The 845-nt window shown below is 60.2% G+C and carries 2 protein-coding genes and 4 tRNA genes; all 6 read right to left on the bottom strand.

Features of this window, described 5'->3' with window-relative positions; genetic code table 11:
• Positions 1 to 125 (bottom strand): GTP-binding protein (locus D7X55_RS39855; protein WP_233588040.1); only part of this gene is annotated, 125 nt, incomplete at its 3' end.
• A gap of 16 nt (positions 126 to 141) precedes the next feature.
• Positions 142 to 217, bottom strand: a tRNA-Thr gene (locus D7X55_RS39860).
• Positions 218 to 238: 21 nt separating this feature from the next.
• A tRNA-Gly gene (locus D7X55_RS39865) sits at positions 239 to 314 on the bottom strand.
• Positions 315 to 323: 9 nt separating this feature from the next.
• A tRNA-Tyr gene (locus tag D7X55_RS39870) sits at positions 324 to 407 on the bottom strand.
• Positions 408 to 489: 82 nt separating this feature from the next.
• Positions 490 to 562 (bottom strand) — tRNA-Thr (locus tag D7X55_RS39875).
• A 126-nt stretch (positions 563 to 688) separates the two neighbouring features.
• Positions 689 to 845, bottom strand: a 157-nt coding sequence (locus D7X55_RS39880; protein ID WP_139924314.1) for a TrmH family RNA methyltransferase, incomplete at its 5' end; no start/stop codon positions are given.

An 845-nucleotide genomic window follows, 5' to 3' on the forward strand; every position in this document is an offset into this window, starting at 1 on the left:
GCGCCACCGGTCTTCGCCAGCACCTTGGTGATGGCGGCGGTCAGCGACGTCTTGCCGTGGTCCACGTGCCCAATCGTTCCGATGTTCACGTGGGGCAGGCTGCGATCGAACTTTTCCTTGGACATGACACTCCTCGAAAAATGGAGCCCTGAACCAGGATTGAACTGGTGACCTCATCCTTACCAAGGATGCGCTCTGCCAACTGAGCTATCAGGGCTTGGCGATGCACTACAACGGTTGGAGCGGGAAATGGGATTCGAACCCACGACATTCAGCTTGGAAGGCTGACGCTCTACCAACTGAGCTATTCCCGCATTGCCGAGTGGAGAGAGGTGGATTCGAACCACCGTAGGCGTAGAGCCGGCAGATTTACAGTCTGCTCCCTTTGGCCGCTCGGGCATCTCTCCAGATATTCGCTTGTCGTGCTGCGTGCTGCTCACTACACCATTCTGCTGCGTCCCGGGCCCTTTTCCGCGGCCCGTCCTACCTGGCCGGCGGCGGGATTTGAACCCGCGACCTACTGATTACAAATCAGTTGCTCTACCGACTGAGCTACACCGGCATCCATCCAGCAACTGCCCCGCCCTACCTCTTCCCGAGCGGACCGTCAACCCCTCGGCAGCGGCTTGAGAGGCGCGACCTTTTAGAAGCCCCCACTCTCCAAGTCAAGGAGATTGATCCGGGGTTTTCAGCGGGAGGGACGTCCCCGTTGACGCGCGACCTCGTATAGCAGAATCGCGGCGGAAACCGACGCATTCAATGAACCGACCTGACCGCCCATGGGAATCCGGAGGCGGAAGTCGCAGTGCTTGAGGACTCCTTCCCGCACGCCCGCCCCCTCGGCG

Source organism: Corallococcus sp. AB049A (assembly GCF_003668885.1).
Classification (GTDB): Bacteria; Myxococcota; Myxococcia; order Myxococcales; family Myxococcaceae; genus Corallococcus; species Corallococcus interemptor.